Here is a 12,932-nt window from a genome sequence, read left to right as displayed (position 1 = left end):
CCCAGCGCCTTGCGGCGCACCTGCCGCTCGTTTACCTCTGGTTCGACAAGAGCAAGAACCGGAGGACGGCATGGACGGGGACTCGAGCCCGCAGGACGCGCGCGCCTTTCCCTCCGAAGCGGGCGCACCCGTCGCCGGCCTCGACCTCGGCACCAACAATTGCCGCCTGCTGATCGCGAGGCCGGACGGCGCGCGCCTTCACGTGGTGGACAGCTTCTCCCGCGCCGTGCGGCTCGGCGACGGGATAGACCGCTCCGGCGCGCTCGATCCTGCGGCGATGGACCGGGCGGTGGCCGCGCTCGCCATTTGCGCCGACAAGCTGAAGCGGGCCGCGCCCCGCCGCGTCCGCGCCGTCGCCACCGCCGCCTGCCGGCAGGCGCTGAACGGCGGGGAATTCGCCGCCCGCGTGCGGGAGGAGACGGGAATCCGGCTGGAGATCATCGGCCCGGAGGAGGAATCGCGCCTCGCCGTCGCCGGCTGCGGGCCGCTGGTGGACCCGGAGGCCGAGCGCGTGCTCGTCTTCGACATCGGGGGCGGCTCCACCGAGTTCGTCCTGCTCGACCTGTCCGCGGTGCCGCCGGAGGAGCGCGCGGCGGCGACGCGGGCGACGCCGCCGCTGAAAGCCGGAGCGGGGCATGGCGCGCGGATCGTGGACTGGGCCTCCATCCCCGTCGGCGTCGCCACGCTGGAGGACAAGTTCGCGGAGATCGCCGACCCTTCGAAGCGCTTCGGGCTCATGAGCTGGTATTTCGAGGAGCTGATCGAGGGCTTCGCCGCGCGGATGGCGGACGAGGCGGTCGGCCGCTCGCTCCAGCTCATCGGCGCTTCGGGTTCGGTCACCACGATCGGCGCCGCCCATCTCGGCCTTCGCCGCTATGACCGGAGCCGGGTGGACGGGCTCTGGCTCCCGCACCGCGCCGCGCGGCGCATCGCGCGCGAATTCGCCTGCCTCTCGGACGAGGCGCGGGCGCTTCATCCCTCCATCGGGCATGACCGGGCGCGGCTGATCGTGGCGAGCTGCGCGATTCTCTCCGCCATCCTCTCCGCCTGGCCGACGGACCGGCTTCGCGTCGCCGACCGGGGGCTGCGCGAAGGGCTGATCTACACGCAGGCCGCATCGTGAGCGCGGCGGGAGGCGGATCGGGCCGCGGCGCGCGGGAGCTGCGCCAGAAGGTCAAGACGGCGAAGGGGCGGAAGCTTTCCTCCAAGCTCTGGCTGGAGCGGCAGCTGAACGACCCTTACGTGCGCCGCGCGCAGGCCGAGGGTTATCGGGGCCGGGCCGCCTTCAAGATCATGGAGATAGACGACCGGCACCGCTTCCTCGTTCCCGGAGCGCGGGTCGTGGATCTCGGCTCTGCGCCGGGGGGCTGGCTTCAGGTCGCCGTGCCGCGGATCAACGCGCTGGGGGAGAAGTCCGGCAAGCGGGTTGGCCGCATTGTCGGCGTCGATCTTCAGGCGGTCGATCCGGTTCCCGGGGCCGAGCTGCTCCAGCTCGACTTTCTCGAAGAGGGCGCGGAGGAGGCGGTGAAGGCCGCGCTTGGGGGGCCGGCGGACGTGGTGCTATCGGACATGGCGCCCGCGAGTTCCGGCCACCGGGGCACGGACCATCTCCGCATCGTCGCACTCTGCGAGGCGGCGGCGTATTTCGCCTTCGACGTGCTGGAGCCGGGCGGAACCTTCGTCGCCAAGGTGTTTTCCGGCGGGGCGGAGGGGGAGCTTCTGGCGGAGCTGAAGCGCCGCTTCGCCAAGGTCTCCCACATGAAGCCGCCCTCCTCGCGGAAGGACAGCGCGGAGAAATTCGTGGTCGCGACCGGCTATCGCCCGGCGCCCGATCCCGAAGGGCCGGAGGCGCCGGGCCAGGTGTCCGACAGCCTGTAGCCGCGGGGCCACGGGTCCTCCGGGTCGAGCATGTGCTGGTGGATGCCGGTGATCCAGGCCCGCCCCGTGATCTCGGGCAGGATGGCGGGGCGCCCCGCGACCTCCGTCTCCCCGGCGATGCGCCCGTGGAATTCCGAGCCGAGGATGGAGCGCTGGATCAGCCGCTCCCCCGCCTTCATCTCCCCCGAAGCATGGAGCAGCGCCATGCGGGCGGAAAGCGCGGTGCCGGTGGGCGAGCGGTCGATCTTCCCGGGGCGGATGGCGACGGCGGCCTTCGCGGTCAGCGTGTCTCGCTCCCGCTCCAATGGCCCGGCGAAGAGGCAGAAGGAGATATGGCGCCAGTCGGCGTCGCCCGGGTGGTCGAAGCCGATCTGCTCGTTCGCCGCCGCGGTGATCCGCACGCCGAGCTCCGCCAGCGCCTTCGCCTCCGAGGGCTCGATCCGGAAGCCGAGCGCGGTGGCGTCCACCACGAGGAAGGAATCGCCGCCGAAGGCGATGTCCACGCGGAGGTCGCCGAGGCCAGGCACGTGCAGCGCCGCGCCAAGCGCCGCGGCGAAGGAGGGCATGTTCCGCACCGTGATCGAGCGCGCCTTGCCGCCGGCGCATTCCGCCCGCACCGCGACGAGCCCGCCCGGCGCCTCAAGCATGAACTCCGTCACCGGCTCCGTCATCGGCAGGATGCCGGTGTCGAGCAGCACGGTCGCGACGCAGATCGAATTGGAGCCGGACATGAGCGGCGTGTCCGCCGGCTCCATGATGATGAACCCCATCGCCGCCTCCGGGCGCTTCGGCGGGACGAGGAGGTTCACATGGCGGAAGACGCCGCCTCGCGGCTCGTTCAGGAGGAAGTCGCGCAAGGCGCCGTCCCGCTCGATCCAGTCGCGCTGGGCGGCCAGCGTCTCCCCCGACGGGGGCGCGACGCCGCCGACGATCACGTCCCCCACCTCGCCCTCGGCATGGGCGGAGACGACGTGGATGGTGCGGAGGGAGCGCATCGCGGGAGGCTATCGCCCGGCGCGCCGCGCCGCAACGACGCCGGGTCAGGCTTGACCTCGCCGCCGCCGCGCCCGTCTATGGCGGCAAAACAAGACAGGGGAAACGGCGTGGCGGAGCGGCTGGTCGTCGGCGGGGCGAGCGGATACTGGGGCGAGGCGAGCCACGCGACGGCGCAGCTTCTCGCCCATCCGGGCCTCGACGTTCTGATCTACGACTATCTGGCGGAGATCACGCTCTCCATCATGGCGCGGGCGCGGGCGAAGGACCCGGGCGCGGGCTTCGCGCCGGATTTCGTCTCGGCCGCGATGGCTCCGAACCTCGCGGAGATCGCGGCGAAGGGGGTCAAGGTCGTCTCCAACGCCGGCGGGCTCAACCCCGAAGCCTGCGCCGCCGCGCTCCGGGCGGAGATCGCGAAGCGGGGGCTGAAGCTCCGCGTCGCGGTGGTGGAGGGGGACGACCTGACGGCGCGGGCGGCGGACTTCGCGGAGCGGCGGGAGATGTTCTCCGGCGCCGCCTTCCCCGACCCGGCGAAGGTCGCCTCGATCAACGCCTATCTCGGCGCCTTCCCCATCGCCGCCGCGCTGTCCGCCGGGGCGGATATCGTGGTGACGGGCCGCGTGGCGGACAGCGCGACCGTTCTCGCAGCCTGCATCTGGCGGTTCGGCTGGGGGGCGGGCGACCTCGACCCGCTCGCGGGCGGCTCCCTCGCCGGGCATATCCTCGAATGCGGGCCGCAGGCGACCGGCGGCAACTTCACCGACTGGCGGGAAGCCGGGGACATCGCCGATATCGGCTATCCGCTGGCGGAGATCGGGGCGGACGGCGCCTTCACCGTCACCAAGCCCGCCGGAACGGCGGGGCTCGTGACGCGGGAGAGCGTGGCCGAGCAGATGCTCTACGAGATCGGGGACCCGCAGGCCTATCTGCTGCCCGATGTCGTCTGCGATTTCAGCGGGGTTCGCATCGCCGCGGAGGGGCCGGGGCGGGTCCGGGTCTCCGGCGCGAAGGGCGGGGCGCCGACGGGGCGGCTCAAGGTCTCCTGCACCTGGCAGGACGGGTTCCGCGCCGGCTATCTCTTCAATTTCAACGGGCGCGAGGCGGGCGCGAAGGCCCGCGCCTTCGCCGAGGCCGGGCTCGCCCGCGCCCGCGCGAAGCTCCGGGCGATGAACGCGCCGGATTTCGCGGAGACCTGCATCGAGGTGACGGGCGGGCGGCCCGGCGCAGGGGCCTATGAGGAGGTCGCGCTCAAGACGGCGGTGAGGCACGAGGATTCCCGCGCGGTCGGGCTCTTCCTGAAGGAGACGATGGGGGCGGGGCTCGCCACGCCCCCCGGCCTTCATGGCTTCACCGGGGCGGGGCGGCCGAAACCCTCTCCCGTCATCCGCCTCTTTTCCTTCCTGATCGACACCGCGGAGGCGCCGCCGCGCGTGACGCTGGAGGGAGAGCCGCTCCCCTTCGCGCCGCCCGCGCCGCCGCCGCCCGAACCCGCGCCCGCGCCGCATCCCTTTCCGGAGGCGGAGGGGGAGGCTGTCGCGTTGCTCCCACTCGAAGCCCTCGCCGTCGCCCGCTCGGGCGACAAGGGGGACGCGGCGAATGTCGGGATCATCCCGCGCCGCCCGGAATATCTGCCCTGGATCGCGGCGGCGCTGACCGACGAGGCGATCCGTGCGGCGATCCCCTTCGCCAAGGGGCGGATCGAGCGCTTCCACCTGCCGGGGATTTCCGCGATGAACCTCCTTCTCCACGAGGCGCTTGGCGGCGGCGGCGTGGCATCGCTTCTCAATGACGCGCAGGGCAAGGGCTACGCGCAGCGCCTCCTCGCGCTCGACATTCCGGTTCCGGCGGCTTTGGCGGAGGGGCTCGCATGACGTTCCGCAGCATGGTCGCCCCCGGCTCCGCCGCCTTCGAGGCGAACGCTGCGGCCATGGCCGCGCAGGTCGCCCGACTCCGCACGCTGGAGGCGCGGGCGGAGCGCGAATCCGAAGCCTCCCGCCCGCGGATGGAGGCGCGCGGCCAGATCACCCCGCGGGAGCGGCTGGCGCGGCTGCTCGACCCCGGAATGCCCTTCCTGCGGCTCCATTCGCTGGCCGGCTACATGGTCGACACGGACCGGGAGGAGAAATCCGTCCCCGGCTCCTCCCTCATCGTCGGCATCGGCTTCGTCTCCGGCGCGCGCTGCATGGTCTGGGTGGACGACAGCGGCATCAAGGCCGGCGCGATGGGGGCGATGAGCGGGCCGGTCGCCCTTTCCATCCAGCGCATCGCGCTGCGGCAGAAGCTGCCGCTCGTGCATCTGGTGGAGAGCGCGGGGGCCAACCTCATGCGCTACGAGGTCCAGCACTGGGCCGAGGGCGGGCGCATCTTCGCCAATCTCGCGCGGCTCTCGGCGGCAGGCATCCCGACTGTCGCGGTGCTGCACGGCGCCTCGACCGCGGGCGGCGCCTACATGATCGGGCTTTCCGACTACGTTGTCGGCGTGAAGAAGCGCGGCATGGCGGCCCTCGCCGGCGCCGCGCTCGTGCAGGCGGCGACGGGCGAGGCGGCGGAGGAGCGGGCGCTCGGCGGGGCGGAGATGCATGCGGAGGTTTCCGGCCTCGTCGAATATCTGGCGGAGGACGATGCTCATGGCGTGGCGCTGGCGCGCGGCGCGGTCGCGCGCATCGGCTGGAACCGGCGGCTGGAGCGGCGTGAGGTCAAGGCCTTCGTGGCGCCGCTTCACAGCCCGGACGAGCTTTCCGGTATCGTCCCCGCCGACCCGAAGGAGCCCTATGACGCGCGGGAGATCGTTCTGCGGATCGTGGACGGCTCTGATTTCAGCGACTTCAAGCCGGATTTCGGGCGGTCCACGCTCTGCCTGCAGGCGGCGATCAACGGGATACCCGTCGGGATTCTCGCCAATAACGGGCCGATCGACCCGGCAGGGGCGAACAAGGCGGGGCAGTTCATCCAGCTGATGGACCAGGCGGAGACGCCGCTGATCTTCCTTCATAACACGACCGGCTATTTCGTTGGAACGGAATATGAAAGGGCCGGGATGATCAAGCACGGCTCGAAGATGATCCAGGCCGTCGCCAACGCCCGGACGTCGAAGATCGCGCTCCATGTCGGCGCCTCCTACGGCGCGGGGAATTACGGCATGGCGGGGCACGGTTTCGACCCGGATTTCCTCTTCGCCTGGCCCAACGCGCTCACGGGCGTGATGGGCGGGGCGCAGGCGGCGGGGGCGATGGAGGCGGTCGCGCGAGAGGGGGCGAAGCGCAAGGGCGCGCCGCTGGACGAGGAGGCGCTGGCCGCGCAATCCGCCGCGATCCGCGCCGTGTTCGACCGGCAGACGGACGCGTTCTTCACCTCGGGCCGCTGCCTTGATCATGGCGTGATCGACCCGCGGGACACGCGGCGCGTTCTCGGCTTCTGCCTTGAGACGGTGATCGAGGCGAAGGCGCGGCGGCTCCAGCCGAACGCCTTCGGCGTGGCGCGGCTGTGACCGGGTTGCCTGCCTCCCCGGCGCTGGAGCTGGAACTCGCGGATGGCTGGCTCACCGTCTGGTTCCCCGAGCCAGAGGCGCGAAACCCTCTCACCGCCGCCCGCGTCGCCGCCCTCGTCGCGCTCTGCGAGGCACTGAAGGGGCGGCGGGACGTGCGCGGGGTGACGTTCCGGGGCAGGGGGGGCGTGTTCTGCGCCGGGGGCGATCTCAAGGGCTTCCGCGCCGCGCTTCAGGGAACGCGGGAGGAGATCGTCGCGATGTCCCTCGCCGGGGCGGAGGCCTTCGCCGCCGTGGAGGCGCTGGAGCAGGTGACGGTGATGGCGGTGGAGGGCTTCGCGATGGCGGGCGGCTTCGGCCTCGCCTGCTGCGGCGACGTGGTGATCGCCCACCGGGAGGCCCGCTTCGCGCTCACCGAAGCGCGGATCGGCATCGTTCCCGCCCAGATCGCGCCCTATGTGCTCGCCCGGCTCGGGGCGCGGGAGGGGCGGCGGCTGATGCTCACCGCGGCTCAGCTCGACGCGGAGGGCGCGAAGGCGGGGGGGCTGGCGGACGAGGTGACGGAGGACATGGAGGCGTCGCTCGCCCGCATCCGCGCCGCGGTGCTCGCCTGCGGGCCGGGCGCGCTGGCCGCGACGAAGGCGTTGATCCGCGCGCTGCCTGACCGGAGCCGGGGCGAGGCGCGCGAGGCCGCCGCGCACGCCTTCGCCGACGCGCTCCTGTCGGAGGAGGGGCGGGAGGGCGTGGCCAGCTTTCTGGAGAAGAGGAAACCTTCATGGGCGCCGCGATGAAACCGGGGGCGATGAAGTTCGACACGATCCTCGTCGCCAACCGGGGGGAGATCGCCTGCCGCGTCATCCGCACGGCGCGGGCGATGGGGCTCCGCACGGTCGCGGTGCATTCGGAGGCGGACCGGGGCGCGCCGCATGTGCTGATGGCGGACGATGCGGCGGAGATCGGGCCGGCGCCCGTCTCCGACAGCTATCTCCGGGGCGACCGGATCATCGCGGCGGCGCTGGCTTCGGGCGCGGGGGCGATCCATCCGGGCTATGGCTTCCTTTCGGAGAATGCGGCCTTCGCGGAGGCGGTCGCCGAGGCTGGCCTCGTCTTCATCGGCCCGCCCGCTTCCGCGATCCGCGCGATGGGAGACAAGGCGGCCTCGAAGCGGCTGATGCGGGCGGCGGGCGTGCCGCTCGTCCCCGGCTATGACGGGGAGGACCAGTCGGAGGCGCGGCTCCTCGCCGAGGCGGAGGCCATCGGCTTTCCGCTCATGGCGAAGGCGAGCGCGGGCGGCGGCGGGCGGGGGATGCGGCTGGTCGAGAGGGCGGCGGACCTCGCCGATGCGCTGGCCCGCGCGCGGGACGAGGCTGCGCGGGCCTTCGGGGACGGGCGGCTGCTGCTGGAGCGGGCGATCACGGGCGCGCGGCATGTGGAGATCCAGGTCTTCGCGGATGGTCACGGCGCCTGCCTCCATCTCGGGGAGCGGGATTGCTCGGTGCAGCGCCGCCACCAGAAGGTGCTGGAGGAGGCGCCGTCCCCCGCCGTCGACCCGGCCTTGCGCGCCGCGATGGGGGAGGCGGCGGTGGCCGCCGCCCGCGCGGTGGATTATCGCGGGGCGGGGACGGTGGAGTTCCTGCTGGACGCGGCGGGCGCCTTCTACTTTCTCGAAATGAACACGCGGCTTCAGGTCGAGCACCCCGTCACCGAGTTGGTGACGGGGCTGGACCTCGTGGAGCTTCAGATCCGCGTCGCGCGGGGCGAGGCGCTGCCGCTCCGGCAGGAGGATGTCCTTCTCGGCGGCCACGCCATCGAGGCGCGGCTCTATGCGGAAGACCCTGGCGCGGGCTTCCTGCCCTCCACCGGGCCGATCCGGCTCTGGCGGCCCGCTTCGGGGCCGGGCGTGCGGATCGACGCCGGGATCGCGGAGGGGGGCGAGGTTTCGCCCTTCTACGATCCGATGCTGGCCAAGGTCATCGCCCACGGGCGGAGCCGGGAGGAGGCGCGGCTCCGGCTGATCCGCGCGCTGGAGGAGACGGCGCTGGCCGGGCCGGAGACGAACGCGGCCTTCCTGATCGACGCGCTTTCCCACCCCGTCTTCGCCGCAGGCGAGGCGACGACGGGCTTCATCGCGGAGGCGTGGCCTGAAGGCGTCGCGGCTGAAGCGCCGGCGTCGGAGACATGGGCGCTCGCCGCGGCGCTGGCGCTCGACGCCGCAAGGGAGGCGGCGCTGGCGGAGGCGGGGTTCGTGGCGGCGGACCAGATCGGCTGGCGCTCCGACGCGCCTTCGGAGGCGCGGATCGAACTCGAATGCCGGGGCGAGGCGCGGGCGATGCGGGCCGTGGCGGTTCCGGGCGGCTGGCTGGTGCGCGACGGCGACGAGGAGAGCGAGGTTCTGGTCGAGGCGCCGGGCCGCGCGCGGCTGCGGGGCAGGGGCCGCGCCTTCGCCGCCGCCATCGGGGCGGACGGGGCGCTGGCGCTCGTCTCGGGGCGGGAGCGGGGGGTGTTCCACCCGGTCGCGCCCGGCGGCGGCGCGGCGGCGGCGGAGGGCGGGCTCGTCCGCGCGCCGATGCCCGGCCTCCTGATCGAGATGCGGGCGGAAGCGGGGCGGGAGGTCGCCGCCGGGGAGCCGCTCGCCGTCATCGAGGCGATGAAGATGCAGCACCGCATCCTCGCCCCGGTCGCCGGGCGCGTCTCCGCCGTCCATGCCTCAGCGGGGGCGCAGGTGGCGAGCGGGGCGCCCCTTTTCGAGGTCGAGGCGGGGGGCTGAGGCGGGGTTTCGAGGGGCCCGAGGGGGATAACCATGGTTATCGGGCTCGGAGGATTGATTTTGTTTGAAAAAAGTCGTGATCGGTTTTGAAACGATTCTGAGGCCGGGCGGAGGCGCCGGTTGTGATGGGTGCGGAGGGACGTGGCCGCCCCTGGGCTGACGCCGCCTGACGATTGCGGTCTGGCGGTTGATGGCGTCAGGTCTTCGGACGATCGCGCACCTTGAAACGTCGCGATGCGTCCGCCCCCGGGCAGGGGCGGCCGCGGCCCGTGCTGGTCGCACGGGCCAAGGGGGGATCGAAGCGCCGCCCCCTCTGGCGCCGTCCCCGGCTTTCCGCCACTCTCCCCGGAAAACCGGGAGGAGCCCATGCGCGCCGTCGTCATCCATGCGCCGAAGGATTTGCGGATCGAGGAGCGGGAGGCGGGCGCGCCGGGGCCGGGCGAGGTTCTGGTGCGGCTCGCCGCCGGGGGCGTCTGCGGCTCCGATCTCCATTACTACAATCATGGCGGCTTCGGCGCGGTGCGGCTGAAGGAGCCGATGATCCTCGGCCATGAGGTTTCCGGCCATGTCGAGGCCTTGGGCGAGGCGGTGGAGGGCCTCGCGCCCGGCGATCTCGTCGCCATTTCCCCCTCCCGCCCCTGCGGGCGCTGCCGCTATTGCGCCGAGGGGCTGCGGAACCACTGCCTGAACATGCGGTTCTACGGCTCCGCCATGCCCTTCCCCCATATCCAGGGCGCGTTCCGGGAGATGCTGGTCGCCGACGCATCGCAATGCGTGAAGGCGGAGGGGCTCGCGCCCGGCGTCGCGGCGATGGCGGAGCCGCTTTCCGTCTGCCTCCATGCCGCTCGGCGGGCGGGCGAGTTGCTCGGGCGGAAGGTTCTGGTGACCGGCTGCGGCCCCATCGGCGCGCTCTCGATCCTCGCCGCGCGGCGGGCCGGGGCGGCGGAGATCGTGGTGACCGACCTTTCCGCCGCCGCGCTCGCCCACGGGCTCCGCGCCGGGGCGGACCGGGCGGTGAACGTCGCCGAGGCGCCGGAGGCGCTGGCGCCCTATTCGGCGGACAAGGGGTATTTCGACGTGCTCTTCGAGTGCACGGGCGCCCCGCAGGCCCTCGCCGCCGGCATCGCCGCGCTCCGCCCGCGCGGCGTGATCGTGCAGGTCGGCCTCGGCGGGGACATGAACGTGCCGCTCCAGGCGCTGACGGCGAAGGAGCTGGACCTCCGCGGAGCCTTCCGCTTCCACGAGGAATTCCCGGTCGCCGTGCGGCTGATGCAGGCCGGGCTGATCGACCCCGCGCCGCTCATCACCCACACGATGAAGCTGGAGGATGCGGAGGAAGCCTTCCTCGCCGCCTCCGACCGCAGCCGCGCGATGAAGACACAGATCGCCTTTGCGTGACGTTCCGCGCTTGCCGGCGCGGCCTTTCGGCGCGAGACTCGCGGATGGGTTGAAGGGAGCGGGCCATGGACGTGCTCGAAGGGGCGGCGGCCTTCGCCGTCGTGATGATCGTCTTCTCCACCATCGTGACCGGGATCGCGGAAGCCTTCCTCCGCCTCCTCGCCATGCGGCAGAAGGTGCTGGCCGACGCGATCGAGAGCCTGATCGTGAACGAGATCCTGCCCGCCGCGAAGGCCGGGCTGAAGGGCGCGCTCGATACGGACGGGGACGGCAACCTCTCCGCCGAAGACCTCAAGGCGCAGGTCGCGAAGCTGAGCCGGAGCCCGCTGGCGAAGGCAGGCTCGAAAATCCTCCTCGCGCCGATGCGCTTCGGTCATGAGCAGATCACCACCTATTCGCTGCTCCAGCGCCTCGCGAAATCCGAGTTGGGGGATGCGCTCGCGCACAAGGGCCGGGCCGAGCTTCGCGCCGTGCTGACGGACATCGCGCGGACCTATGAGCGCTACGCCGCCGCGGCGGCGGAGCGGTTCCGCTACAAGGCGCATCGCTATACCGCGGTCATCGCCGTGCTCTTCGCCTTCGGCGCGAATATCGATGCGGGGCGGGTCTTCGTCTACCTCATGGACAATCCTGGCGCCCGCGCCGCGATCATCGCGGAGGTCGACGCGGCGAAGGCGGCGAACGACGCGGCGCTGGCGAAGCTCGACGCGGCGCTCGCCGCCACGGGCGAGGGGACGCTCGAGGAGGTGAACGCGGCGGTGGACGGGCTGACGGAAAGCGTCGCCGCGCTTCGCGACGTGGAGGGGCTGCCGATCGGGCCGAGCTATTACCCGTTCTGCGGGTCAAGCCTTTCCGAGGTCACGATTCTTGGCCGCTCTCTCAAGGACGTCTTCGCCGCGGAGGGCTGCGCCGGCAACCCGGACCGGACCTATTTCGGCTGGATCGCCTACACGCTCCTCGCCGGCATCCTGATCGGGCTCGGCGGGCCGTTCTGGTACAATGTCTACGCCTCGCTCGCGCGGGTCCTCAATGTCGGCCGCGCCTTGGGCGGCGAGACGATCAGCGACAAGGCGGAGAACCAGCCCGCAAGCCGGAAGGCGCTGACGGAGGAGGACATCGTGACGACCTTCGAGATCGCGCGGGCGGGGCGGAGTTCGTAGGGGAAGGGCCTTGGCCGGGTTCTTGTCCCCGGCCTCGATCAGCGGCTTTCCGGGGGAAAGCCGCCGGGGCCGTCGCCCGGAGGCGAAGGCCGGAGGGCGAGGGGCGCCGAGCCGCCGCGTCGGCCGAAGATCTGACTGCGGTCGCCGCGGCGGGCGCGGGATCGCGGCCGCCGGAGGGCGGCGGCCGCGGGCGGATCAGCCGCGTGTCTGATCCGCCGGGCGCTTCTGGAAGCGGTGCGCGTCCTTTCGGACCGCCGCCCTCCCCTCAGAGCGCCTTGTCGGAGATCGCGTGCGTCCAGGCGCCTTCCGGGGCCTTCGAGATCACCGGGTCCGAGCCGCCGGAGAGGAGGCTCTTCACCGTCCGCTCATAGGCCGCCGGGTCGAGCGCGCCGGTGGAGCCGGCGGTGAGCTTCGCCACCTCGCCCATCATCCGCTTCTGGTGCTCTTCGGTCTGCGCGCCGGTCGCGTCATTCTCCAGCACGATCCCGGCCGCCTCGTCGGGGTTCGCCTCGGCGTATTTCCAGCCCTTCATCGAGGCGCGGACGAAGCGCACCATCTTGTCCTCGAAGGCCGGGTCCGCGAGGTTCTGCTCCAGAACATAGAGCCCGTCCTCCAGCGTCGCGACGCCCTGCTCCTCGTACTTGAAGACGATCAGGTCGTCCGGGCTGATGCCGGCGTCGATGATCTGCCAGTACTCGTTATAGGTCATGGTCGAGACGCAGTCGGCCTGCTTGTTCAGGATCGGGTCGACGTTGAAACCCTGCTTCAGCACCGTCACCCCGTCATCCCCGCCTTCGGTCGGCAGGCCGAGCTGCGCCATCCAGGAGAGGAAGGGGAACTCGTTGCCGAAGAACCAGACGCCGAGCGTCTTGCCCTTGAAGTCGGCGGGCGAGGTGATGCCGGTGTCCTTCCGGCAGGTCAGCATCATGCCCGAGGAGGTGAAGGGCTGCGCGATGTTCACCAGCGGCAGGCCCTTCTCCCGCGCGGCGAGGGCGGCGGGCATCCATTCGACGATCACATCGGCCCCGCCGCCCGCGATCACCTGCGGCGGCGCGATGTCCGGCCCGCCGGGGAGGATCTCCACATCGAGCCCCTCCTCCTCGTAGAAGCCCTTGTCCTTGGCGACGTAATAGCCCGCGAACTGGGCCTGCGTGACCCATTTCAGCTGGAGCGTCACCTTGTCCGCCGCATGTGCGGCGCCGGCGGCGAAGATCGCCGCGACGGCCGTCAGCATCAGTTTTTTCATTTCGCC

The 12,932-nt window shown here is 72.0% G+C and carries 10 protein-coding genes; 8 read left to right on the top strand and 2 right to left on the bottom strand.

Translation table 11 applies throughout. The features are described from left to right. The first annotated feature begins 70 nt into the window (after positions 1-70). Both ACE37J_RS15565 and ACE37J_RS15560 read left to right on the top strand, forming a co-directional pair. Positions 71-1,123 carry a Ppx/GppA phosphatase family protein gene (locus ACE37J_RS15565; protein ID WP_409712554.1) on the top strand — a complete coding sequence of 351 codons (1,053 nt, stop codon included), beginning with the start codon at positions 71-73 and terminating at the stop codon, positions 1,121-1,123. Further along, positions 1,120-1,878: an RlmE family RNA methyltransferase gene (locus ACE37J_RS15560; protein WP_409712552.1), complete on the top strand. Its 759-nt coding sequence runs from the start codon at positions 1,120-1,122 to the stop codon at positions 1,876-1,878. The genes ACE37J_RS15565 and ACE37J_RS15560 overlap by 4 nt, the downstream gene beginning before the upstream one ends. On the opposite strand, the gene ACE37J_RS15555 is transcribed toward ACE37J_RS15560, so the two are convergent. Next, the gene (locus tag ACE37J_RS15555) at positions 1,815-2,873 is read right to left on the bottom strand and encodes a trans-3-hydroxy-L-proline dehydratase (RefSeq protein ID WP_409712550.1); all 1,059 of its coding nucleotides are present in this window, start codon (positions 2,871-2,873) and stop codon (positions 1,815-1,817) included. The genes ACE37J_RS15560 and ACE37J_RS15555 overlap by 64 nt on opposite strands. Positions 2,874-2,981: 108 nt before the next feature. On the opposite strand from ACE37J_RS15555, the gene ACE37J_RS15550 reads away from it, so the two are divergent. The 6 genes from ACE37J_RS15550 (at position 2,982) to ACE37J_RS15525 (ending at position 11,680) form a co-directional block, all read left to right on the top strand. Then, a complete protein-coding gene (locus ACE37J_RS15550; RefSeq protein ID WP_409712548.1) occupies positions 2,982-4,742 on the top strand; it encodes an acyclic terpene utilization AtuA family protein in 1,761 nt (586 codons plus the stop codon). Further along, a complete protein-coding gene (locus tag ACE37J_RS15545) occupies positions 4,739-6,358 on the top strand; it encodes an acyl-CoA carboxylase subunit beta (RefSeq protein WP_409712547.1) in 1,620 nt (539 codons plus the stop codon). Before ACE37J_RS15550 ends, ACE37J_RS15545 begins: the two co-directional genes overlap by 4 nt. Next, positions 6,355-7,146, top strand: coding sequence for an enoyl-CoA hydratase-related protein (locus ACE37J_RS15540; RefSeq protein WP_409712545.1), 792 nt, complete (start codon positions 6,355-6,357; stop codon positions 7,144-7,146). Before ACE37J_RS15545 ends, ACE37J_RS15540 begins: the two co-directional genes overlap by 4 nt. Then, complete coding sequence (locus tag ACE37J_RS15535) at positions 7,131-9,122, top strand: acetyl/propionyl/methylcrotonyl-CoA carboxylase subunit alpha (protein ID WP_409712543.1); 1,992 nt, start codon at positions 7,131-7,133, stop codon at positions 9,120-9,122. The genes ACE37J_RS15540 and ACE37J_RS15535 overlap by 16 nt, the downstream gene beginning before the upstream one ends. A 366-nt stretch (positions 9,123-9,488) precedes the next feature. Then, positions 9,489-10,520, top strand: a complete 1,032-nt coding sequence (locus tag ACE37J_RS15530) for an L-idonate 5-dehydrogenase (RefSeq protein WP_409712541.1) — start codon at positions 9,489-9,491, stop codon at positions 10,518-10,520. A 65-nt stretch (positions 10,521-10,585) separates the two neighbouring features. After that, the gene (locus ACE37J_RS15525) at positions 10,586-11,680 is read left to right on the top strand and encodes a hypothetical protein (protein WP_409712539.1); all 1,095 of its coding nucleotides are present in this window, start codon (positions 10,586-10,588) and stop codon (positions 11,678-11,680) included. Positions 11,681-11,945: 265 nt separating this feature from the next. Here the strand turns inward: ACE37J_RS15525 and ACE37J_RS15520 are convergent, their stop codons facing one another. Then, on the bottom strand, positions 11,946-12,926 hold the full coding sequence (locus tag ACE37J_RS15520; protein WP_409712537.1) for an ABC transporter substrate-binding protein: 981 nt from the start codon (positions 12,924-12,926) through the stop codon (positions 11,946-11,948). Positions 12,927-12,932 lie beyond the last annotated feature (6 nt).

It is taken from the genome of Pikeienuella sp. (assembly GCF_046290545.1).
GTDB lineage: Bacteria > Pseudomonadota > Alphaproteobacteria > Rhodobacterales > Rhodobacteraceae > Pikeienuella.
This window is presented reverse-complemented; position numbering and strand designations above follow the sequence as displayed.